General features: G+C 69.4%; 17 protein-coding genes and 1 pseudogene. 11 read left to right on the top strand and 7 right to left on the bottom strand.

Annotated features, from left to right (window positions below; all coding sequences use genetic code 11):
- Positions 1 to 2 precede the first annotated feature (2 nt).
- Positions 3 to 1,313 (bottom strand): MiaB/RimO family radical SAM methylthiotransferase, encoded by a 1,311-nt coding sequence (locus AV541_RS02675; protein ID WP_060384174.1) that lies wholly within the window; start codon positions 1,311 to 1,313, stop codon positions 3 to 5.
- Between the two features lie 290 nt (positions 1,314 to 1,603).
- Positions 1,604 to 1,789: a hypothetical protein gene (locus AV541_RS12000; protein WP_223966770.1), complete on the bottom strand. Its 186-nt coding sequence runs from the start codon at positions 1,787 to 1,789 to the stop codon at positions 1,604 to 1,606.
- Here AV541_RS12000 and AV541_RS02665 point away from each other — a divergent pair.
- Genes AV541_RS02665 through AV541_RS02655 form a run of 3 tightly spaced genes read left to right on the top strand, consistent with a single transcriptional unit; the run spans position 1,731 to position 4,439 of the window.
- Positions 1,731 to 2,378, top strand: coding sequence for a transposase (locus tag AV541_RS02665; protein ID WP_224065233.1), 648 nt, complete (start codon positions 1,731 to 1,733; stop codon positions 2,376 to 2,378). The genes AV541_RS12000 and AV541_RS02665 overlap by 59 nt on opposite strands.
- 35 nt (positions 2,379 to 2,413) lie before the next feature.
- On the top strand, positions 2,414 to 3,349 hold the full coding sequence (trmB, locus tag AV541_RS02660; protein ID WP_060384173.1) for a tRNA (guanosine(46)-N7)-methyltransferase TrmB: 936 nt from the start codon (positions 2,414 to 2,416) through the stop codon (positions 3,347 to 3,349).
- 19 nt (positions 3,350 to 3,368) lie between these two features.
- Positions 3,369 to 4,439, top strand: coding sequence for a cystathionine beta-lyase (locus AV541_RS02655; protein WP_060384172.1), 1,071 nt, complete (start codon positions 3,369 to 3,371; stop codon positions 4,437 to 4,439).
- Between the two features lie 37 nt (positions 4,440 to 4,476).
- On the opposite strand, the gene AV541_RS02650 is transcribed toward AV541_RS02655, so the two are convergent.
- The 3 genes from AV541_RS02650 to AV541_RS11990 all read right to left on the bottom strand — a co-directional run bounded on the left by AV541_RS02650 (position 4,477) and on the right by AV541_RS11990 (position 6,133).
- On the bottom strand, positions 4,477 to 4,941 hold the full coding sequence (locus tag AV541_RS02650; RefSeq protein ID WP_008633265.1) for an Hsp20/alpha crystallin family protein: 465 nt from the start codon (positions 4,939 to 4,941) through the stop codon (positions 4,477 to 4,479).
- A gap of 68 nt (positions 4,942 to 5,009) precedes the next feature.
- A complete protein-coding gene (locus AV541_RS11995) occupies positions 5,010 to 5,630 on the bottom strand; it encodes a transposase (protein ID WP_244880628.1) in 621 nt (206 codons plus the stop codon).
- A complete protein-coding gene (locus AV541_RS11990; RefSeq protein ID WP_244880569.1) occupies positions 5,516 to 6,133 on the bottom strand; it encodes a hypothetical protein in 618 nt (205 codons plus the stop codon). The genes AV541_RS11995 and AV541_RS11990 overlap by 115 nt, the downstream gene beginning before the upstream one ends.
- 227 nt (positions 6,134 to 6,360) lie before the next feature.
- On the opposite strand from AV541_RS11990, the gene AV541_RS02640 reads away from it, so the two are divergent.
- From AV541_RS02640 to AV541_RS02630, 3 genes are read left to right on the top strand one after another with little or no spacing between them, the layout of a single operon-like run.
- Positions 6,361 to 7,053: a sulfurtransferase gene (locus AV541_RS02640; RefSeq protein ID WP_008633271.1), complete on the top strand. Its 693-nt coding sequence runs from the start codon at positions 6,361 to 6,363 to the stop codon at positions 7,051 to 7,053.
- Positions 7,050 to 7,673 (top strand): MBL fold metallo-hydrolase, encoded by a 624-nt coding sequence (locus AV541_RS02635; protein WP_060384171.1) that lies wholly within the window; start codon positions 7,050 to 7,052, stop codon positions 7,671 to 7,673. Before AV541_RS02640 ends, AV541_RS02635 begins: the two co-directional genes overlap by 4 nt.
- Positions 7,661 to 8,389: a zinc ribbon domain-containing protein gene (locus AV541_RS02630; RefSeq protein ID WP_060384170.1), complete on the top strand. Its 729-nt coding sequence runs from the start codon at positions 7,661 to 7,663 to the stop codon at positions 8,387 to 8,389. The genes AV541_RS02635 and AV541_RS02630 overlap by 13 nt, the downstream gene beginning before the upstream one ends.
- A 3-nt stretch (positions 8,390 to 8,392) precedes the next feature.
- Here the strand turns inward: AV541_RS02630 and AV541_RS02625 are convergent, their stop codons facing one another.
- Positions 8,393 to 8,821, bottom strand: a complete 429-nt coding sequence (locus tag AV541_RS02625; RefSeq protein WP_060384169.1) for an OsmC family protein — start codon at positions 8,819 to 8,821, stop codon at positions 8,393 to 8,395.
- Between the two features lie 75 nt (positions 8,822 to 8,896).
- The gene (locus tag AV541_RS02620) at positions 8,897 to 9,487 is read right to left on the bottom strand and encodes a DUF981 domain-containing protein (RefSeq protein WP_060384168.1); all 591 of its coding nucleotides are present in this window, start codon (positions 9,485 to 9,487) and stop codon (positions 8,897 to 8,899) included.
- A 70-nt stretch (positions 9,488 to 9,557) separates the two neighbouring features.
- Between AV541_RS02620 and AV541_RS02615 the strand changes: the two genes are divergently transcribed.
- From AV541_RS02615 to truA, 5 genes and pseudogenes are all read left to right on the top strand, one after another.
- Positions 9,558 to 10,340 carry a metalloenzyme gene (locus tag AV541_RS02615; protein ID WP_008633281.1) on the top strand — a complete coding sequence of 261 codons (783 nt, stop codon included), beginning with the start codon at positions 9,558 to 9,560 and terminating at the stop codon, positions 10,338 to 10,340.
- 67 nt (positions 10,341 to 10,407) lie between these two features.
- Complete coding sequence (locus AV541_RS02610; protein ID WP_060384167.1) at positions 10,408 to 11,400, top strand: iron ABC transporter substrate-binding protein; 993 nt, start codon at positions 10,408 to 10,410, stop codon at positions 11,398 to 11,400.
- A 43-nt stretch (positions 11,401 to 11,443) separates the two neighbouring features.
- The gene (locus tag AV541_RS02605; protein WP_060384166.1) at positions 11,444 to 12,994 is read left to right on the top strand and encodes an ABC transporter permease; all 1,551 of its coding nucleotides are present in this window, start codon (positions 11,444 to 11,446) and stop codon (positions 12,992 to 12,994) included.
- Positions 12,973 to 14,024, top strand: a pseudogene (locus AV541_RS02600) (ABC transporter ATP-binding protein). The gene AV541_RS02605 and the pseudogene AV541_RS02600 overlap by 22 nt, the downstream one beginning before the upstream one ends.
- 4 nt (positions 14,025 to 14,028) lie before the next feature.
- Positions 14,029 to 14,790 (top strand): tRNA pseudouridine(38-40) synthase TruA, encoded by a 762-nt coding sequence (truA, locus tag AV541_RS02595; RefSeq protein ID WP_008633295.1) that lies wholly within the window; start codon positions 14,029 to 14,031, stop codon positions 14,788 to 14,790.
- The last annotated feature ends 6 nt before the right edge of the window (positions 14,791 to 14,796 follow it).

Raw genomic sequence — 14,796 nt, 5'->3', positions numbered from 1 at the left:
TCCTACCGCACGGGAAGCTCCAGGGCCCCCCTGGCCCCTTCCTTCACCCCCTCCACCCGGCCCAAAAGGACGTACCCCTCCACCCCGTGGACCCGGGCCCAGACCGTCTCCCCGGGGCAGGCCTCGCCCTCAAGGCGGGCCTCGTAGTAGTCGGGGGTGTGGCCCAGGGCCTCTCCCCCCTGCACCCTTTCCACCAGGACCTCCACCCGCTCCCCGAGCCTGGGGCGGATCCGCTCCTCCGCCAGGCGCTGGGCCAGGGCGATGAGCTCCTTGGTGCGCCGCTTCCTGACCTCCGGGGGGACCTGGGGCATGGAGGCCGCCCGGGTCTTGGGCCTCGGCGTGTAGGTGAAGGCGTGGACCCGGGTGGGCCTGAGCTCCTCCAGGAAGGCCAGGGTCTCCCGGTGCTCCTCCTCCGTCTCCGTGGGCAGGCCAGCGATGACGTCGGTGGTGAGGGCGAAGCCGGGGATGAGGTCGTAGGCCCTCTGCACCAACTCCCGGTAGTAGGCCTTGTCGTAGCGGCGGCCCATGAGCTTGAGGAGCCGGTCCGAGCCCGTCTGCAAGGAAAGGTGGAGGTGGGGCCTGACCTCGGGGGCGTAGCGGCCGATCACCTTAAGGAGGTCCTCCCCCGTGTCCTCGGGCTCTATGGAGGAAAGCCGCACCTTGGCCCCCAGGTGGTAGAGGTCCTCCACGAGCCCGGCAAGGCCCCGGGGGTGCCCCTTGTAGCTCCCGAGGCGCACCCCGGTGAGGACGATCTCCTGGATTCCCAGGCGCAAAAGGGCCTCGGCCTCGGCCAGGGCCTCCCGGTGGTCCCGGTGGCGCTCCTTGCCCCTAAGCCTCGGGATGATGCAGTAGGCGCAGCCCGCCTGACACCCGTCCTGGACCTTGAGGAAGGCCCGCACCCGGCTGTTTAAAAGCCCCCTCTCCCCCGCGCCCCAGAACTCGTTGGGCGGGGTGGTGATGGGGTCAGAGGGAAGGCCAAAGCGCTCCAGGATCACCCGGGGAAGCTCGGCCTTCCGGGCGTTGGGGACCACCGCGTCCGCCCCGAGCTCCTTTAGGACCTCGGGGGCGAGCTCGGCGTAGCACCCCGTGACCACGATGAAGGCGTGGGGGTTGTACCGCCTCGCCCGGCGCACCTCCTTGCGGGTGTCCGCCTCCGCCGTGGTGGTGACGGCGCAGGAGTTGATGACCACGAGGTCCGCCCCCCCGGCCTCCAGGGGCACCACCTCCGGCTCCAGGGCCTTGAGGAAGCCCAAAAGGGCCTCGGTCTCCACCTGGTTGACCTTGCACCCCAGGGTACGGAAGGCGGCGCGCATCCTTCTGATTTTGCGCCGGGAAGAAGGTCCCGTCAAGGACAGAGGGGCTTGCCTTGCAAAGGTCAGGAGGACGGGTGTATATCTCTCTCCTGATGGGCAAGCGAGGCTTCCTTCGCAGGGAGGCAAGCCCCAAGGAGGTCCTGGAACACTGCCTGCGCCTGGCCCGGGAGGTGGCCCCTCCCACCCCCAAAGGCAAGCGGGGCCGCCCCTGGCGCTACAGCCACGCCCTTTACCTGGCCCTCCTTCTCTTCCGCGCTTTCTTCCACCTCACCTACCGCGAGACGGAGGCCTCACTCCAGGACCTGATGGAAGGCCCCTTCCCTTCCCACCAGTCCCTGGCCCGCTACGCCCTCAAGCACCTGGACCCCAAACTCCTTGAGGCCCTCCTGGAGAGGCTTTCCCGGGAACTGGAGGCCCATCTCGCCCCGGAGTCCTCGCCGGAAGGCGAAGCGGCTTCGGACGAGGCGCCGGCACACCTGGCGGCGCTTTCCCCCCCTCTACCTCATGGACACCACGGGGCTGGCCTACCGGAGCAAGGACCGGCTTCTCCGCTTTCGTCGGGGGAAGGAGGTGCGGCGGGTGCGGGGGCACGCGCGGCTTCTGGCCCTGATGCGGTGGGATAGGGAGAGGCGGCTCTTATGGCCCTGGGGTGGAGTGGTGGGGGAGGGCTACGCCCCGGACCCCCGGCTTGGGGGGGAGGTGCTGAGGCGGTTTCCTCCTTCCCGGGGGTGGCTTTTGGCGGACGCGGGGTTTGACGGGAAGGAGGTGTGGGGGGTTTTGGGGGAGGCGGGGGTGCGGCCGGTGATCCGGCTTCGGGGCGGGGGCGAGGCCAGGGAGGAGGCGCGGGTGCGGGCGCGGGAGGGGTGGGACCCCGAGGTGTACCGGTTTCGCGGGGTGGTGGAGGGGGTGTTTGGGGGGATGAAGACGCGGCTGGGTGGGGGGTACCTTTGGGAGCGGAAGCCTTGGACGGCCATGGCGCGGGCGCTTTTGGAGCTCATCGCCTACGGCCTTAGGGTTCTTCTCTCCCTTCTCCCGCCCCCTCCGGGGTACAAGGCAATTTACTAGGCAAGCCCAGGACAGAGGCCGTATAATCGGCAACCGTGCTGGTCGTGCCCGCCCGCCTCCACCGCTGGCCTCCTGAAGTGCAGGACCTCTTCGGCCGGAAAGGCCCCCTCGTCCTGGAGATCGGCTTCGGCGACGGCCGCTTCACGGCGGAGCTCGCCCGGTCCCGCCCCGACTGGCTCGTCCTCGGGGCCGAGGTCTCGGCGGCCAGCGTTCTCCGGGCCCTCCGCCGCATGCGCCGGGAGGGTCTCACCAACGTCCGCCTCTACCACGGCCAGGGCCCCTTCGCCCTTCGGAACCTGGTCCCGCCGGGCGCGCTGGACCAGGTCATCGTCAACTTCCCCGACCCCTGGCCCAAGAAGCGGCACCAGGAGCGGCGCCTCCTGCGGGAGGCCTTCTTCCGCAGGCTCTCCACCCGCCTGAAGCCCGGGGGGAGCCTCCTCCTCACCACGGACCACGAGGCGTACTTCCGCTTCGCCCTGGAGGAGGCGGAGCGGACCGGGCTCTACCGGATAGAGGTCCGGCCGCCCCCGGAGGCCCACCTCCGCACCAAGTACGCCCTAAAGTGGAAGGAGGCGGGGCGGACCTTCTTCCACGCCGTCTTCACCAAGCTCGGCGAAGACCCCGCCCCCTGGCCCCCCTTAAGGAGGTACGACGTGGCCCACGCCCTGCTTTCCGGCGAGCTGCCCCAAGACCTGGCCCTGGAGAAGACCGCCGTGCGCCTGAAGGAAGGGGTCGCCGTCTTCCTGGAGGTGGCCCGGGGCAAGGAGGGGTTTTACGTCCTCACCCACGTGGAGGAGGAGGACCTGACCCAGGACCTGCTCCTCGAGGTCCGCAAAAGCGCCCGGGGGGTCTACGCCGGGGTGAGCCGCTTCGGCAGCCCCCTCATCACCGAGGCCGTCAAGGGGGCGGTCCGGGCCCTGGTGGACCGGCTTAAGGCCCGCGGGCTGGAGGTGGTCCAGGACCACACCTGAGGCCGGGTAAGATAAGCCCATGGACCTGCCTCCCCGCACCGGCTCCCTCAAGTGGGGCACCTACCCCGAGGGCGTCCTCCCCCTCTGGGTGGCGGACATGGACTTTCCCCCGGCCGAAGCGATCCAGCAAGCCCTCGCCGAGCGGGCCCGGGGCTTTCTCGGCTACCCGCCCCGGGAGGGGGACCGGGAGCTCAAGGAGCTGATCCTAGAAGCCCTGGGCCTCGAGGCGGAGCTCGCCTTCATGCCTGGGGTGGTGGTGGGGCTCTACGCCGCCGTGGCCGCCTTCACCGCCCCGGGCCAGGGGGTTCTCACCCAGGTCCCCATCTACCCCCCCTTCCTCGCCGCCATCCAGGACCAGCGCCGCACCGTCCTCGCCAACCCCCTGCGGGAGACCCCGGAAGGCTACCGGCTGGACCTCGCGGGGCTGGAGCGGCTGGCCTTCGCCACCCGCCTCCTCCTCTTCTGCCACCCCCACAACCCCACGGGCCGGGTCTTCAACGAGGAGGAACTTGCCGCCGTAGCCCAGATCGCCCGCAAGCACGACCTCATCGTGGTTTCCGACGAGCTCCACGCCCCCCTCACCTACGAGAAGCCCCACGTCCCCCTGGCCCGCTTCCTCCCGGAAAGGACCCTCACCCTGGTGGGCCCGGGGAAGGCCTACAACCTGGCGGGCCTGCCCATCGGGGCGGTCCTCGGCCCCAAGGCTCTGGTGGAGGCCGTGAAGCGCCACCTGCCCCACGTCTTCCCCAACGTCCTGGCCATGGCCGCCTGGAAGGCGGCCCTGAGGGAAGGGGGGCCCTGGCTTAAGGCCACCCTGGAGCGGCTTAGGGCCAACCGGGACCGGGTGGCGGCCTGGGCCAAGGCACGGGGGCTCGGCCACCACCCGCCGGAGGGGACCTACCTGGCCTGGCTCAAGACCCCCATCCCCAAGGCGGCGGCCTTCTTCCTCAAGGAGGCCCGGGTGGCCCTGAACCCAGGGGAAAGCTTCGGCCGGGGGTACGACACCTACGTCCGGCTCAACTTCGCCACCTACCCCGAGGTGCTGGAGGAAGCTCTAAAGCGGCTTTCCGAGGCCCTGAAAAAGGCCTAACCCCCGGGGTCTTCCCGGGGGTTAAGGCCTCACGCCCTTACTGGACCACCTCGATGGGGATCCGCTTGGCCCGGGCCTCGGCCACCTTGGGCAGGGTGAGCCGGAGGATCCCGTTCCGGAACTCCGCCTTCACCCCGGAGGCGTCCACCTCCACCGGCAGGGTGAAGGTGCGGACGAAGGAGCCGTGGGCCATCTCCTGGAGGTAGTACCGCCGCACCCGCTCGTCGGCCACGGGCTTCACCTGGCCCCGGATGGTGAGCTTGTTGCCCTCGAGGCTCACCTCCAGGTCCTCAGGGGTCATCCCGGGCACGGCCATCTCCAGGATCAGGGCCTCGTCCGTCTCGTAGAGGTCGGCCGGGGCCACGTAGGCCGCGGCGGGCCGGACGAGGTCGGAGAAGGCCTCCTCAAAGAGGCGGTTGACCTCGTCCACCAGGGTGAAGGGGCTCCAGGTCCGGAAGGGCGTGAGCTCCATGGGGCGAGCGTCCCTCCGCACCAGGGTCATCGCCATCACCTCCCATCCTCGCTTATATCACATGCGCCCGTTTTTGTCAAGAGATATGAGCCAGGGCTTTACCCAAAACTCCTTCCTCGCCCTCCCTTAGCCTGCTTCAAGAGTTCTTGGGTGACTTCATAGTTGAGCAGGCGAACCAGGCCCCTCAGGAGCAGGTACGGACCATCCCTCTCGCTGGGCAGCCCCAGCTTGCCCCCGAGCTGCAAAAGAAACCCCTTGAACGGATCCCCCAACCGCTCAACTTCCCAAAGGAACACCGCCAGCCCCAGCAAAACCGCCACCACCTTCCGGATCCGGGCAAGCCCCCGCACCTGGAAGGTCTCAAGCCCCAGCCCCGTCTTCAAAAGCCGGAAGAACCGCTCCACCTCCCACCGCCTGCGGTACGCCTCCACCACCCGCGCCGCCTCCTCCCTCCCCCTCACCGGCAAGCTGGTCAGTAGCCACCACTCCCCACGCCGCCCCAGGGCTGGCACCCGGCAGACCACCAGGTGGAGCCGCCTCCCCTCCACCTCCACCTCCCTCCATCCGAAGTGGAGCCGCACCCGCTGGTACCTGCCCCCTACCCTCAGCTCCACCTCCTCCCCACAGGGAAGGGCCAGGGAAGAAGCCACCTTCGCCAGAGAACCCCCCTCCCCAAGCTTCCGGTCCCGGTAGACCCGCACCACGAACTCCTCCCCCAGGGCCAGCACCTGCCCAAACACCTTCCGGTCGTCAAACCCCCGGTCCGCCACATACACCAGCCTCCTGCCCACGCCCCCAATCGCTCCCGGGCCGCCTCAATGGCTCCCTCCACCTCCTTGGGCAGGCTGGCAAACCCCCTCTCCCCGTAGGCCACCAGGTGGGCGTACCCCAGGGCCAGCCGCCCCGCGGGGTCCAACCCCAGGGCGGTGAGGAGCTCGTACCCGGGCCGCCTATCCTTCCCCACCCGGGCTATCCCCTCCAGGGCCCGGGCATAGGGCTTGGCCACCGGGCTCAGGTCCAGGAGGACCAGAACCTCCTCACCCTCCAGGGCAGTCGCGCTCTCCTGATAGACCCGGTCAAGGAGGGCTTCTGCCTCCACCCGTGGGTTGGACAGGAAGCGGTAAAGGGCTTTGGCCTGGTGGAAGCGGTTCTGGAGGGGAGAAGGGAGCGAGGCCACCATCTCGCTCACCCGGGCTGAGCCTGCGGCCAAGGCGCCCCGCACCACCTCTTCAAACCGTCGGTGGAGGCGCTTATCGGGGGAAAACGCTCGCAAAACGGCCCGTGAACTCCTGGAGCCTGGCCTCGGCCACCTTGAGCATGTCCATGGATCACCCCCGGTACCAGATACGGGCTGCGCCCGCAAGGGGAGATTTACCACGAAACGGAGATGTGGGTAAAGTCCTGATATGAGGCCATTAACTTACCCGTGGGCCCTCTATAATCAGGGGCATGAACCTTCCCGAGGACGCGGTCCTGGTGGACACCCGCCCCCGCCCCGCCTACGAGGCGGGCCACCTTCCCGGGGCCCGGCACCTGGACCTTTCCGCCCCAAAGCTCCGCCTGCGGGAGGAGGAGGAACTCAAGGCCCTGGAGGCGGGGCTCACCGAGCTCTTCCAGACCCTGGGCCTAAAAAGCCCCGTGGTCCTCTACGACGAGGGGCTCACCAGCCGGCTTTGCCGCACCGCCTTCTTTTTGGGCCTGGGCGGCCTCGAGGTCCAGCTTTGGACCGAGGGCTGGGAACCCTACGCCACGGAGAAGGAGGAGCCCAGGCCCGAGCGCACCGAGGTGGTGGCTAAGCTGCGGCGGGACTGGCTCCTCACCGCCGACGAGGCCGCCCGCCACCCCCTTCTTTTGGACGTGCGAAGCCCCGAGGAATACCAGGGCAAGGTCCACCCCCCCTGCTGCCCCCGGGGCGGGCGGATTCCCGGGAGCAAAAACGTCCCCCTGGAACTCTTTTTAAGCCCGGAAGGCCTTCTGGAGCGGCTCGGGCTTAGGCCGGGGGAGGAGGTGGGGGTCTACTGCCACTCCGGGGCGCGGAGTGCCGTGGCCTTCTTCGTCTTAAGGAGCCTCGGGGTCCGGGCCCGGAACTACCTCGGCTCCATGCACGAGTGGCTCCAGGAGGGCCTGCCCACCGAGCCATGAGGGTCTATCCCGTCACCCTTGGCCCCCTCCAGGAAAACGCCTACCTGGTGGAGACGGGGGAGGGCCCAGTCCTCATTGACCCGGGGGACGAGCCGGAAAAGCTCTTCCGGCTTTTCCGGGAAACGGGCCTCACCCCCAAGGCCATCCTCCTCACCCACGCCCACTTTGACCACGTGGGGGCCGTGGCCCCTCTGGTGGAGGCCCTGGACCTCCCCGTTTACCTCCACCCCCTGGACCTCCCCCTGTACGAGGGGGCGGACCTCGCCGCCCGGGCCTGGGGCTTCGCCGTCCCCAAGCCCCCTTTGCCCGTGGAGCCCCTGGAGGAAGGCATGACCCTTTTTGGCTTCCAGGTCCTCCACCTCCCCGGCCACAGCCCCGGCCACGTGGCCTTCTACGACCCCGAAGGGGGACAGGTCTTCTCCGGGGACCTCCTCTTCCGGGGAAGCATCGGCCGCTACGACCTTCCCGGGGCCGACCCCAAAGCGCTTTTTGCCTCCCTCAAGAGGCTTCTTTCCCTCCCCCCGGAAACCCGGGTCTACCCGGGGCACGGGCCCGGGACCACCCTGGGCCTCGAGGCCCGGACGAACCCCTTCCTCACGGGGTTAGAATGGGAAGCGTGAACGGGGCGGAGGCACTGAAGGCGCTATACGCGCTCCAGGAAAAGGATCTGGAAATCGACCGGCTTCGGGCCGAGGCGGAGAGCCTGCCCGAGGAGCTCGTGGCCCTCCACGGCCAGGTGGAGGCCCTGGAGGAAAGGCTCACGAACCTCCTGGAGCGGCGGGCGGAGCTGGAGCGGGAGTACAACCGCCACAGCCTGGACATCGAGGACCTAAGCGCCAAGGAGAAGCAGGCGGAGGAGGAGCAAAAGCGGGCCCAAAGCGCCAAGGAGCAGACCCAGTACGAGAACCGCATCCAGCAGATCAAGGACCGGATCCGGGAACTCCTAGAGCTTTCCACCCCCATCATGGAGGCCATGGAGAACCTGGAGGCGGAGATCGCCCAGGTGGAGGAGGAGCTCGCCGCCCTCAAGCCCAGGCTCCAGGAGCTCCTCGAGGCCAACCGGGCCCGGGTGGAAGAGCTGGAGGCCGCCATCGCCGCCAAGGTGGAGGAGCGGACCGCCATGGCGGCGGCGATCCCCGCCCAGATCCTCAAGGAGTACGAGGCCATCCGCAGGGCCCGCCGGGGCACCGGGGTGGCCCGGATGGCGGTCCAGGGCCAGGTCTTCCGCTGCGAGGGGTGCAACGTGGTCCTGCCCACCCACGTGGCCCAGAAAGTGGTGCAGGGGCAGCTGGTGCGCTGCCCCTCCTGTGGCCGCCTCCTCTGGAAGGGGGAGTAGTCCCTAAACCAGGCGGGCCTGAAGGGCGATCTCCTTCACCCCCGCCAAGGCCCGGGACACGGGGCAGCCTTCCTTGGCGGCCTCGGCGATCTCCAGAAACTTCTCCGGGGAGATCCCCGGTACCTCCGCCTCGGTCAGAAGCTCAATCCGGGTAATGGTGGGCTTGCCCTCCACCATCTCCAGGTGCACCCGGGCCTCGGTGGAGACCCGCTTCGGGGGAAAGCCCTCCCGCTCCAGGCTGGCCGCCAGGGCCATGGAGAAGCACCCCGCGTGGGCCGCGGCGATGAGCTCCTCGGGGTTCGTCCCCTCCCCCTCCTCAAAGCGGGAGGGGTAGGAGTAAGGCCCCTGGAAGGCCTGGCTTTCTAGCTCCATAACCCCCTTTCCCTGCCTAAGCCCGCCTTCCCATACCGCCTTCGCCTTCCGGACCGGCATAGCACCTCCCTTCCTCAAAAGGCTACCCCATGCCCGGAAGCGCTTTGGGCATGGGGACACAAACCCTTGGGCCCCTTAGCCCCCGCCCCCCACGGCGCTGGCGATGTGGCCGTAGTAGGCCATAAAGCCGGTGAGGAAGGCCCCCAGGGCCATCAGGGCCAGGACCAAAGCCCCGAGGTAGGCCCAGGTGCGCCGGGCCTCGGGGCGGCTATAGGCGTAGAAGAGGATCCCGATGCTGGCGAGGCCCGCCGCCCCCCACATGAGGGCGGTGAGGGGAGGGTTGCGGGTGAGGCCGAAGTCCAACACCGCCCGCGCTCCCTGGAGGAGGTAAAGCCCCAGGAAGGCGGAGGGCCAGGCCAGGGCCTTAAGCTCCAGGCCCTGGTAGAGGTAAAAGCCGGCGAGGACCATCATGAAGGCGAAAAGCCCCGTGGCCACCCCGAAAAGCTCGGTGTACTGGGGCATCGGACGGCCCGCCCAGTTGGTCCAGTAGAGCTGGGCCACCGCCCCAAGGGCAAAGACCCCAAGGGTGAAGAAGAGAGGACCGTAAAGCCGGCCCAGGGCCTTCTCGTCCCCACCCCGGGCCACGGCGAGCAAGTAGGCCACCCCCGAGACCCCGGCCGCCGTGACCAGGCCTAAAACGAAGACCAGCGGGTTGTAGCTTCCCATATCCCATCACCTCCCAAGCTCAGGATAGCCCTCACCCTCCAGGACAAATGCCCCCCCTTAGGATGGAAAGGTGCTCTTCCTCTTCGTGGACGGCCTGGGCCTGGGAGGAGCCTTAGAGGACCTCTTCCCCTTTCTCCTGGAGCTCGCCCCAATGTCCCTGGACGCCACCCTGGGGGTGGAGGGGCTCCCCCAGTCGGGCACGGGGCAAACCACCCTCCTCACCGGAGAAAACGCCGCCAAGGTCCTCGGCCACCACCAGGGCCCCTTTCCGAGCCCCAGGCTCAGGCCCTTTCTCCAGCGAAGCCTCTACGCCTGGGCCATGGAAAAGGGTCTAAAGGTCCTCCACGCCAACGGCTACCGTCCGGAGTACCTGAGGCGGGCCACGGAAGGAAAAAGGCTCCTCCTCTCCGCCTTCGCCCAGGCGGCCCGCCTCGCGGGCCTTCCCCTCCTTCCCCTGGGCCACCCCCTGGCCCTTCCCCCCGGCTTCTGGGAGGACCCCTACGGGGCGGGGGCCAAGGCAGCGGCCTTGGCCCGGGCCTTTGACCTGGTGGTCCTGGAGTACTGGGCCTTGGACCTCGCCGCCCACCGGGCCCCGGAAACCTTGGGGGCGCGCTTCCGAGAGCTCACCCTTTTCCTCCAGGGTTTCCTTGCCGAAGGCGGCGTCCTCCTCCTGGCCTCGGACCACGGCAACGCCGAGGAGCCCTGGCACCCCCACCACACCCTGAACCCGGTCCCCCTGGTCCACACCGCAGGGGAAGAGGCCCCGCCCCCGCCTAGGGACCTCACGGGCGTCTTCCCCTGGTTGCGAACGGTTATCATTTCTAAAACCGATAAATCCGACCGGAATACTTGACATTTTCTCCCCCCCGGGATACCCTCCTCTCCGGGAGGGGCCCCTCCCATGGAGAACGGAGGTACCAATGATGAAGCGCTTCTTTCTGACCCTCGCGGCCTTCGCGACCCTAGGCGCCCTTGCCCAAAGCCCCACGCTCACCATCTACTCCGGGCGGGGACAGAGCTTGGTGGAACCCCTGGTTAAGCAGTTTGAGGCGGAGACCGGTATCCGGGTCCAGGTCCGCTACGGCAATGACGCCCAGATCCTTGCCGCCCTCCAGGAGGAAGGAGCCCGTTCGCCAGCGGACATCTTCTGGGCCAACACCGCCGGGGCCTTAGGCCAGGCGTCCGCCAAGGGACTTCTCCGCCCCTTGGGGGATACGCTCCTAAAGAAGCCCGTCGCCTTCGTGCCCGCCTCCAAGACCTGGGTCCCCGTGACCATGCGCCTCAGGGTCCTGGCCTACAACCCGAACCGGATCAAGGCGGAGGAGCTCCCGGAAAGCCTCCTGGACCTCCCCCGCTTCGCCCGGGAAAAGGGGCTCGTGGGCCGGGTGGGCTGGACCCCCACCTACTCCAGCTTCCAGGACATGGTGGCGGGGATGATCGCCCTCCACGGGGAGGAAAAGACCCGGGAGTGGCTTCTCGCCATGAAGGCCCTTTCCCCCAAGGCCTACCCCTCCAACCCCGCCATGCTGGACGCCATCCGGGCCGGGGAGGTGGACCTGGGCTCCACCAACCACTACTACGTGGTCCGCTTCCGCCGGGCGGGGTACCGCCTGGGGATGCACCACTTCCGGGACGGGGACGCGGGCAACCTGGCCCTGGTGACGGGAGCGGGCATCCTCAAGACCAGCAAGAACCTCGCCGCCGCCACCCGCTTCCTCACCTTCCTCCTCTCCCCTCAGGCCCAGCAGTACTTCGTGGGCAACATCGGGGAGTACCCCCTGGTGAAGGGGGTGGTGCTGGACCCCAACCTCCTCCCCCTGGAGGAGGCCCTGGCGAAAAGCCCCAAGCTGGACTTTGAGAAGCTTCCCCTGGACCGGGCCCTGAGGCTTCTGAGGGAGACCGGGGTCCTCTAGCGGGCCAAGGGGCGGGGAAACCCCGCCCCTTTCCCAAACGGCCATGACCCTCTTTCGGCGCGCCACCCTTCCCGGCCTACTTCCCTTTCTCCTACCCGCCCTCCTCACCGGGGGCGGGGTCCTCCTCCCCGTGGCCTACCTGGGGGTGCGGGCCCTCGAGGCCGACCCTTTGGTCCTGCGGGAGATCCTCCTCAGGCCCAAGAACCTGGAGCTCCTCCGCAACACCCTGGGCCTCGCCGTCGGGGTCCTGGGCCTTGCCACCCTCGTAGCCCTCCCCGCCGCCTACCTCACCACCCGCACGGACCTTAAGGGCAAGCGCCTCTGGGCCACCCTCCTCACCCTCCCCCTCGCCGTCCCGGGGTACGTGGGGGCCTACGTCCTCCTTTCGGCCACGGGGCCCGGAGGGCTCCTGCCCCTACCCCGGCCAGAAGGGTACTGGGGGGCCCTCCTGGTCCTGGGCCTCACCACCTACCCCTACCTCTTCCTCGCCCTCCGCGCCGCCTTCCTGGGGGTGGACCCCTCGGTGGAGGAGGCGGCCCGCACCCTGGGCCACCCCCCGTGGCGGGTCTTCCTCCGGGTGACCCTGCCCCAGCTCCTCCCCGCCTTCCTCTCGGGCTACCTGGTGATCGCCCTCCACGTCCTCGGCGACTTCGGCACCGTGAGCCTCCTCCGCTACGAGACCTTCTCCTACGCCATCTACCTCCAGTACAGCGCCGCCTTTGACCGGGTCTACGCCGCCTGGCTTGCCCTCTTCCTCCTTCTGCTCACGGGAAGCCTCCTCCTCCTGGAGGCCGTCCTCCTCCGCCGCCTGAACCTGGGCCGAAGCGGCCGGGGGGCAGCCCGGGCCTCGCCCCCCACCCGCCTCGGGCCCGTGGCCCCCCTGGCCCACCTCTTCCTCCTCCTCCCCTTCCTCCTCACGGTGGCCTTCCCCCTCTACGCCCTCCTCCACCTGGCCCGCCGCTTCCCCGCCTCCGCCACGAGCGGCCTCGCGGAGGCCTTGGGCCACGCCCTCCTCGTGGCGCTCCCCGTGGCCTTCTTGAGCGTGGGCATGGCTCTGCCCATCGCCTACCTGGCCTCCCGCTACCCCTCCGCCGCCTCCCGCACCCTGGAAAGGCTCGCCTACCTGGCCTACGCCATCCCACCCCTGGCCTACGCCCTCGCCTGGATCTTCTTCAGCCTAAGGACCCTCCCCTTCCTCTACGGCACCCTGGCCCTCCTGGTCCTCGCCCTCGCCCTCCACTTCCTCGCGGAGAGCCTTGGCCCCGTGCGGAGCGCCCTGGCCCAGGTGCCTCCCAGGCTGGAGGAGGCGGCCCGCACCCTGGGGGACACCCCCACCCGGGCCTTTTTCCGGGTCACCTTCCCCCTGCTTTGGCGGGGCGCTGTCGCCGGAGGCAGCCTGGCCTTCATCGGGGCCATGAAGGAGCTTCCCATCACCCTCCTCCTGGCCCCCACGGGGTTCAGCACCCTGGCCACCCGGGTTTTCGGCTACACTCAGGAAGCCATGTTCGCGGAGGCCGCCCCCTTTGCCCTTCTCATCGTGGGGCTTTCCGCGGCCTTCGTGGGGGTGCTGCTGTGGAACGAGCGCCGCTTCTAGAGCTCAAGGGCATCCGCAAGCGCTTCGGAGAGCTGGAGGTTCTCCGGGGCGTGGACCTCGCCCTCTACCCGGGGGAGATCCTGGCCCTTCTGGGCCCCTCGGGCTGCGGCAAGACCACCCTCTTGCGGGTGGTGGCGGGCCTCGAGGCCCCCGACGCAGGCCGGGTCTTCCTGGAGGGGCGGGACATCACCGCCCTCCCCCCGGAAAAGCGGGGCATCGGCTTCGTCTTCCAGGACTACGCCCTCTTCCCCCACCTCACCGCCTTGGGCAACGTGGCCTTTGGCCTTAAGGGCAAGGACCGCCTGGCGCGGGCGCGAAAGGCCCTGGAGCGCGTGGGCATGACCCTCTTCCAGGACCGGAGGCCTGGGGAGCTCTCGGGGGGCAGCAGCAGCGCGTCGCCCTGGCCCGGGCCCTGGCCCCCGGGCCCAAGCTCGTCCTCCTGGACGAGCCCTTCTCCAGCCTGGACGCGGGGCTTAGGGCCGCCACCCGGGAGGAGGTGCGCAAGGTGCTCAAGGAGACGGGCACCGCCGCCCTCCTCGTCACCCACGACCAGGAGGAGGCCCTCTCCTTCGCCGACCGCCTCGGGGTGATGCGGGGCGGGGAGATTCTTCAGGTCGGAACCCCGGAGGAGGTCTACCTCCGCCCCAAGACCCCCTTCGTGGCCCAGTTCCTGGGCCGGACCAACCTCCTCCCCGGGGAGGGCCGGGGGAGGTACGCCGAGACCTGCCTGGGCCGCGTGCCCCTGGCGGAAGCCAGGGAGGGACCCCTCCTCCTCTCCCTCCGCCCCGAGGCCCTGCGCCTCACCCCCCCGGGGCAGGGCCCCCAGGGGGAGGTGGTGGCCCGGGAGTTCAAGGGGCACGACCTCACCTACCGGGTGCGCCTCCACGGGGTCCAGCCCGAGCGGGAGGTCCTGGTGCAGGAAGGCCCCACCTGCCCCTTCAAGGTGGGGGACCGGGTAGGGCTAGAGGTGGTGGGGGAAGGGGTGGCCCTGGAGGGTACCCCCCCTGCCCCGGTCCGGCAGGAGGCCTGAGGGCGTGCGGCGCCTGCTCCTCCTTTGCGAGTACGACGGCACCCTATTCGCCGGGTTGCAGCGGCAGGGGAGGGGTTTGCGCACGGTCCAGGGGGAACTAGAAAGGGCCCTGCCTGGGATCGGGGCCTTGCCCAAGGCGGTGGCCGCGGGGCGCACGGACGCCGGGGTGCACGCCCTGGCCATGCCCTTCCATGTGGACGTGGAAAGCGCCATCCCCGTGGAGAAGGTCCCCGAGGCCCTCAACCGCCTCCTCCCCGAGGACCTCAAGGTAGTGGCCGCCCGGGAGGTGGCCCCCGACTTCCACGCCCGCAAGGACGCCCTGTGGCGGGCCTACCGCTACCGGATCCTCGTAAGGCCCCACCCCTCCCCCCTCCTCCGCCACCGGGCCCTTTGGGTGCGGCGCCCCCTGGACCTGGAGGCCATGGAAAAGGCCCTTTCCCTCCTCCCAGGGCGGCACAACTTTCTGGGCTTCGCCAGGGAGGAAACCCGGCCGGGGGAGCGGGAGCTCCTCGAGGCCCAACTCCAGGTGACGGAGGGGGAAGCGGGCCTCGAGGTTCGCCTCTACTTCCGGGGCACGAGCTTTCTGCGGGGGCAGGTCCGGGGCATGGTGGGCACCCTGCTGGAGGTAGGGCTCGGAAAACGCCCTCCGGAGAGCCTCGAGGCCATCCTGAAGACCGCCGACCGCCGCCTGGCGGGCCCCACCGCCCCGGCCCACGGCCTCTACTTCGTGGAGGCCGCCTACCCGGAGGAGAAGCTCAGCCCCTAAGCCCCT

This window comes from Thermus parvatiensis, assembly GCF_001535545.1.
GTDB classification, from domain to species: Bacteria; Deinococcota; Deinococci; order Deinococcales; family Thermaceae; genus Thermus; species Thermus parvatiensis.
Note: the sequence above shows the minus strand (reverse complement) of the source record. Positions and strands in the feature narration are given on the sequence as shown.